Annotated in this window: 6 protein-coding genes; 4 read left to right on the top strand and 2 right to left on the bottom strand. The window is 69.8% G+C overall.

The annotated features are described in order from the left end of the window. Nucleotides 1-147: 147 nt before the first annotated feature. From WH07_RS10320 to WH07_RS10310, 3 genes are all read left to right on the top strand, one after another. Nucleotides 148-1,329 carry an L-talarate/galactarate dehydratase gene (locus WH07_RS10320; RefSeq protein WP_046498352.1) on the top strand — a complete coding sequence of 394 codons (1,182 nt, stop codon included), beginning with the start codon at nucleotides 148-150 and terminating at the stop codon, nucleotides 1,327-1,329. 82 nt (nucleotides 1,330-1,411) lie between these two features. Next, a complete protein-coding gene (locus WH07_RS10315; protein WP_046498349.1) occupies nucleotides 1,412-2,290 on the top strand; it encodes a trypsin-like peptidase domain-containing protein in 879 nt (292 codons plus the stop codon). Nucleotides 2,291-2,494: 204 nt separating this feature from the next. Beyond that, the gene (locus WH07_RS10310) at nucleotides 2,495-3,775 is read left to right on the top strand and encodes an NAD(P)/FAD-dependent oxidoreductase (protein ID WP_232788803.1); all 1,281 of its coding nucleotides are present in this window, start codon (nucleotides 2,495-2,497) and stop codon (nucleotides 3,773-3,775) included. 89 nt (nucleotides 3,776-3,864) lie between these two features. Here the strand turns inward: WH07_RS10310 and pspAB are convergent, their stop codons facing one another. Continuing rightward, a complete protein-coding gene (gene pspAB / locus WH07_RS10305) occupies nucleotides 3,865-4,449 on the bottom strand; it encodes a PspA-associated protein PspAB (RefSeq protein WP_046498347.1) in 585 nt (194 codons plus the stop codon). Between the two features lie 95 nt (nucleotides 4,450-4,544). Beyond that, complete coding sequence (htpX, locus tag WH07_RS10300) at nucleotides 4,545-5,450, bottom strand: zinc metalloprotease HtpX (RefSeq protein ID WP_046498344.1); 906 nt, start codon at nucleotides 5,448-5,450, stop codon at nucleotides 4,545-4,547. A 280-nt stretch (nucleotides 5,451-5,730) separates the two neighbouring features. On the opposite strand from htpX, the gene WH07_RS10295 reads away from it, so the two are divergent. Beyond that, a complete protein-coding gene (locus tag WH07_RS10295) occupies nucleotides 5,731-6,336 on the top strand; it encodes a response regulator transcription factor (protein WP_046498343.1) in 606 nt (201 codons plus the stop codon). Nucleotides 6,337-6,397: the final 61 nt, after the last annotated feature.

Raw genomic sequence — 6,397 nt, 5'->3', positions numbered from 1 at the left:
GGGCAGGGCTGGCTACGGCGGGCGGGGCCGTCGGCTCAGCGGGTCGGTGGGCCGTTCTCGTCCCGATGCGCCGTGCCCGGCACCGTCATACGGCGTACCCCGCACGTAATTCGACCGCCGACCCGGGAAGCCCCGAGGAGCCCTGTCATGACGTCCGCCACGCAGCCCGCCTCGGTCCAGCCGTTCGCCCCGGCCCCCGGTGAAGCGACGCTCGACCGAATATCCGCCGTCCGCCTCTCGCTCGTACGGCTGCCGCTGCGCACCCCGGTCAGCGACGCCAAGGTACTGACCGGACGTCAGAAACCGCTGACCGAGGTCGCGTTCCTCTTCGCGCGGATCAGTACCGAAGGCGGCCACGAAGGCCTCGGCTTCAGCTACTCCAAGCGCGCGGGCGGCCCCGGCCTCTACACCCACGCCCGGGAGATCGCCGGCGAGCTGATCGGTGAGGATCCCAGCGACACCGGCCGGCTCTGGCAGAAGCTGGTCTGGGCCGGTGCGTCCATGGGGCGCAGCGGGCTGGCCACCCAGGCCATCGCCGCCTTCGACATCGCTCTCTGGGATCTCAAGGCGCGCCGGGCGGGGCTGCCGCTGGCCAAACTGCTGGGCGCCCACCGCGACTCCGTGCCCTGTTACAACACCTCCGGCGGATTTCTCTCCGCGCCGCTGGAGGAGGTCCTGGAGAACACCGCTCTCGCGCTGGCGCGGGGGATCGGCGGTGTCAAGATCAAGGTGGGCCTGCCGGACACCCGGGCCGATCTGCGGCGCGTCGAGGCCGTACGCGAACGGATCGGCGACGACGTGCCGTTGATGGTCGACGCCAACCAGCAGTGGGACCGCACCACCGCCGCCCGTATGGGCCGGGCCCTGGAGGGATTCGGTCTGACCTGGATCGAGGAGCCGCTGGACGCGTACGACGCGGAGGGCCACGCGGCCCTGGCCGCGCGTCTGGACACCCCGGTGGCCACCGGCGAGATGCTCACCAGTGTGGCCGAGCACACCGGTCTGATCATGGCCGGAGCCGCCGACTTCATCCAGCCCGACGCCCCGCGCGTCGGCGGTATCACCCCCTTTCTGCAGATCATGGCGCTCGCCGACCACAAGTGCCTCGGTATGGCACCGCACTTCGCGATGGAGATCCATCTCCATCTCGCCGCCGCCTACCCCCGCGCCACCTGGGTCGAGCACTTCGAGTGGCTGGAGCCGCTGTTCAACGAACGGCTCGATGCGCGCGCGGGACGGATGACCGTGCCGAGCCGCCCCGGGCTCGGTCTCTCCCTCAGCGATCAGGCCGCCGCCTGGACGTCGGAGGAGACAACTGTCGGTTCCTGAGGCGTGGTTGCCCACCGCCGTCGCGGGACTCACAATGCGCATGACAAACCGAAGCACCTTCGGTCACATGAGGGGACCCCACATGAAGAAGCCTCTCCTTGGCGCGCTCCTGGCCGTCCTGCTCCTCGGAGCGGGAACGGCACCCGCCATGGCCACCGGCCATGACGCGGTGGCGCAGCGCACGACGGCCGCCACGGCGACCGACACCAAGTCCCAAGTCGGTATCCAGGCCGTCGACTTCGCCGGAACGGTGGCACTCAGCAACTGCTCGGGATCCGTCGTACGTACGCCCGCGTCGCTGCCCAGCGACCCCGCCCTGGTCCTGTCCAACGGCCACTGTCTGGAGACCGGCTTCCTCGGCCCCGGCCAGGTCGTCGTCAACCGGGCGTCCACCCGTACCTTCACCCTGCTGAACTCGGCGGGCACCGGTGTCGCGACCCTGCGCGCAAGCAAGATCGCGTACGCGACGATGACCGACACCGACGTCTCGCTGTACCAGCTCACCAGCACCTACGCCCAGATCCAGAGTTCGTACGGGATCAACGCGCTGGAACTGAACACCGTCCGGCCCGTCCAGGGCAGCGCCATCAAGGTGGTCTCCGGCTACTGGAAGCGCATCTACAGCTGCAACGTCGACGGCTTCGCCTACCAGTTGAAGGAGGGCGACTGGACCTGGAAGGACTCGGTCCGGTACACCTCCGCGTGCAACACCATCGGTGGTACCTCGGGCTCGCCCGTGATCGACAACACCACCGGCAAGGTCGTGGCCGTCAACAACACCGGCAACGAGTCCGGCGGCCGCTGCACCCTCAACAACCCGTGCGAGGTCGACCAGAACGGCACGGTGACGGTGCGTCAGGGCATCAACTACGCCCAGGAGACGTACGGCATCGTGCCGTGCGTCGGCTCGGGCAACCAGATCGACCTGAGCCGTGCGGGCTGCGCTCTGCCCAAGCCGTAACGCACGCAGGACAGCGGCGCCGCCGGGACCACCGGTGGCGCCGCTTCCGTTCGCGCGCTCGCGCGTTCGTACGCCCCCTCCTGGAAGTCGAGGAAATCGCCGGTCGGTGTTCTGGGACGGTTCCCCTGACCCGGGCCGGTGACGGCGCGACGCCTGGCCGCCCGGCCGCTTGACCGCTCGACCGAAGAGGGAGCCGTTGTGAGTGTGGAAGCCGATGTCGTGTCAGAGTCCCGCGCCGCGCGGCGGCCGGAGCGGTGGCCCCGGCGGATCGTTGTGGTCGGCGCCTCGGCCGCCGGGCTCGCCGCGGCCGAGACCCTGCGCCGGGACGGCTTCGACGGCGCTCTGACGCTCATCGGCGACGAGCCCGGGGTTCCTTACGACCGGCCGCCACTGTCCAAGCAGATCCTCCGGGGCGACTGGCAGCCGGACCGCATCGCACTGCGCACGCCCGAGGCACTCGACGCCCTCGGCCTCGATCTGCGCCTCGGGGTACGGGCGACCGGGCTCGACCTCGCGGAGCGGACGGTGGCCCTCTCGGGCGGCGGATCGGTCGCGTACGACGGCCTGGTCATCGCCACCGGGGTACGGCCGCGACGGCTGCCCGGCGACACCGGGGCCCTCACGGGTGTCCATGTGCTGCGGACCCTGCACGACGCGACGGCACTCAGGGAACGGCTGGCGGCGGGCCGTCGCCTGGTTGTGGTGGGCGCCGGGTTCCTGGGGGCGGAGGCCGCCGCCGTGGCCCGGGGCCTGGGAGCGCAGGTCACGCTCGTGGAGCCCGCGCCGGTGCCGCTGGCGCACGCGGTGGGGGAGGAGATCGGACGGGTGCTGGCGCGCGCCCATCAGGATCACGGCGTCGCGCTGCGCGCCGGAAGCGCCGTCGCCGGGCTGGTCACGGACGCCGGCCGGGCCGTCGGCGTACGGCTCGGTGACGCGAGCGTCCTTCCCGCCGACGACATCCTGGTGGCGATCGGCTCACGGCCCAACACCGAGTGGCTCGAAGGAAGCGGACTCACCCTCGGCGACGGGCTGGTCTGCGACCGGTTCAGCGCCGCCGCCCCCGGGGTCTACGGCGCCGGTGACGTGGCCCGCTGGTACAACCCGCTGTTCGGCACCACGATGCGGATCGAGCACCGGACCAATGCCGCGGAACAGGGCATGGCGGCCGTCCGCAACCTGCTGCGCCCCGACGCGCCCCTTCCGTACGCCCCTGTCCCGTACTTCTGGTCGGACCAGTACGACATGAAGGTGCAGGCGTACGGGCATCTCCGCGGCCACGAGGAACTGGCGGTCGTCGAGGGCAGCCTCGTGGAGCGCCGTTTCCTCGCCGCGTACCGTACGGGCGACCGGCTGGCCGGGGTGCTGGGCATCGGTATGCCGCCCAGGGCGATCCGCCCCTGGCGCGCGGCGGTCGCGGCGGGGGCGGGGTGGCGGCAGGCCGTGGAGACGGCGGAGAGGGCGGCAGAGAGGCCGGTGGACGCCTGAGTGGCCTGGGGGCGCAGCCGGGTGCGGGAGGGCGCTGCGACCGGACGTGGGTCTTGGTCCTTGGGCGGGTCCGGTACCGGTCCTGTCGGTCAGAGGCCGGGTGCGCCCCAGACGGGGAACCAGTGCGCCAGGTCCGGTTCGATCCGCAGATCGCTGCCGAGCACGGCCCGCACCTGGAGTTCGCGCTGATTGTCCCGCTTCTCGCTGCTGCCGGGCAGCGGCGCGAACGGATAGAAGGTGCCGCGCTTGTAGAGATAGACCAGCGCCAGGGGCCGCTGCTCCGTGTCGCGGAAGCTCAGCAGCGAGCAGAGCAGCTGAGGCCCGAACCCGCCCTCCTCCAGCAGCGAATTGACCGCGTGCAGATCGTTGACCAGGGAGGCCGTGTCCTCGGGAGGCTGCCGGACGAGCAGCCAGGTGTAGCCGTACGAGTCCTGGCTGAACTCCACGGGATGTCCGGCCCGCCCGGAGTCCGCGTCGAGCAGCTCTCGTACGTCCTCCCTGACCCGGGCGAAGCCGCCGCCCTCGACGCCCGCGAAACAGACCGAGCCCCGTCCGGTGGGCATGAATCCGGCGCCTGCCTGGAGGGTGAGCGCCGCGGAGGGGAGTGCGAAGAGTTCGTCGAGATCGGGGCGGACGGGCTTGCTCCGGCCGAGGATGGTGTCGAGAAGACCCACGGGACCAGCTCCTCGCTCGATTCGGGTCGGTACGGCGGCTCAGTGGCTCAGCCTGTCGGCTCAGTGGCTGAGCCTCTTGGTGGCCTCGCGGTTCATCACGGGCGGGCCAGCTCGGTGGACAGCCGGGCAAGCTGGTCCAGCCGCTGCTCCAGCGTCGGGTGCGAGGAGAACAGCCGGCCCAGGCTCTCCTTCGAGGCGAACGCCGGGACGAAGTAGAAGGCGTTGTACGGCTCCGCCTTCCGCAGATCCCGCGTCGGAATCCGCGCCATCTGCCCGCTCACCTTGGTCAGGGCCGAGGCCAGCGCCGAGGGGCGCCCGGTGAGCAGCGCGGCCGAGCGGTCCGCGGACAGCTCGCGATAGCGCGAGAGCAGCCGGGTCAGCAGAAAGCCGATCACATACACGACCGTGCTGACCAGCGGAATCACCATGATCATCAGGCCTGCGGGGCCGGCGTTCCTGGCGCTGTTCGACAGCCCGCTGTAAAGCGCGAAGCGGGTGATCAGCCCCGCCATCACGCCGAGGAAGGAGGCGATCGTCATGACCGCCACATCCCGGTGCGCGACATGCGACATCTCGTGCGCCAGAACGCCCTCCAGCTCCTCGGGCTCCAGCCTGCGCAGCAGTCCGGTCGTCGCGCAGACCAGGGCGGTGCGCTCGCTCCGCCCGGTGGCGAAGGCGTTCGGGATGTCGCTCTGCGCGATCGCCACCCGTGGTTTGGGCATGTCGGCCAGGGCGCAGATCCGGTCGACGGCGCCATGCAACTCGGGTGCCTGCTCCGGGGTGACCTCGCGCGCGCCCATGCCGAAGGCGGCGATACGGTCGCTGAACCAGAACTGCGCGATGAAAAGCACACCTGCGAAGATCACGATGATGGGCCAGAACTTGCCCAGCACCGCCAGCAGCACACCGACCAGGACCACGTACAGCAGGCCGATCAGGAACATGGTGGTCACCATGCGGGTGGTCAGCCCGTGGTCCTGGGTGTAGCGGGACTGTGCCATCGCTCGCCTCCATTGACGTCGCTCTCCTGCTATTTTCCTCCTTTCCCGGCGAAACGGAATAAGCGTGAGATATGGAGGGTGGTGACGGTGCCGGGACACCGCTGAGCCCGCCCATGGGGACTCCCACGCCGTCCCGACGGGCGCGCGCGGTGGCGCACTGCCGCACGCGGGGGTGCTCGGTGTGCCCCTGGAAGTGCCCCCTTCGCTGACGCATTCCGCGTTCCTCGCCGCTTTGGCCGGGCATTGTGGTGTGGGTGATGACGCCAGGAGGAGGCAGTAGATGATCCGGGTCCATGTCGTGCACCATGTGAGTCTTTTCCGCTCGGCTCTCGTGGCGCTGTTACGGGCCGAAACAACCCTCGACGTGTCATCGGCACCCGGGCACACGCCATTCCGCGGGGCATATGTCGTGCCGCCCCAGGTATATGTGGCCGATATCGACTGTCTGAACTCTCCGGGATATATCGACAGGACGGTGTCCGCCTACGGTGACCTGGGCCAGAGACCCGGTCTGCTCGTACTCGCCACGGTACGGAAACCGGGAGCTTTGCGTAAGGCTTTTGACGCGGGAGCTCTCGGATATGTGAACAAGGACGGTGAGCCGAGACGTTTGGTGGAGGCAATCCACCGGGTCGCCAGAGGAGAGCGATTCATCGACGAATCACTCGCTTTCGATTTCCTTCAGGCCGCGAAGATGCCGTTGACACCTCGTGAACTGAGTGTTCTCGCGCTCGCGGCCGAAGGTGCGCCGATCGAGGAAATCGCGCGGTCCCTGCACCTTTCCAAGGGGACGATACGCAACTATCTGGCGGCCGCGATAAGGAAAGTCGGCGGGCGCAACCGCCTGGACGCGGTCCGGATTTCCCAGGGCGCGGGCTGGCTCTGACCTGCGGTGAGTCCGGCCCGGTGGATCGGCCGGTCAGCCAGTCGCCGGGTCAGCCAGTCAG

The sequence above is a fragment of the Streptomyces odonnellii genome, from assembly GCF_000981895.1.
Taxonomy (GTDB): Bacteria; Actinomycetota; Actinomycetes; order Streptomycetales; family Streptomycetaceae; genus Streptomyces; species Streptomyces odonnellii.
Note: the sequence above shows the minus strand (reverse complement) of the source record. Positions and strands in the feature narration are given on the sequence as shown.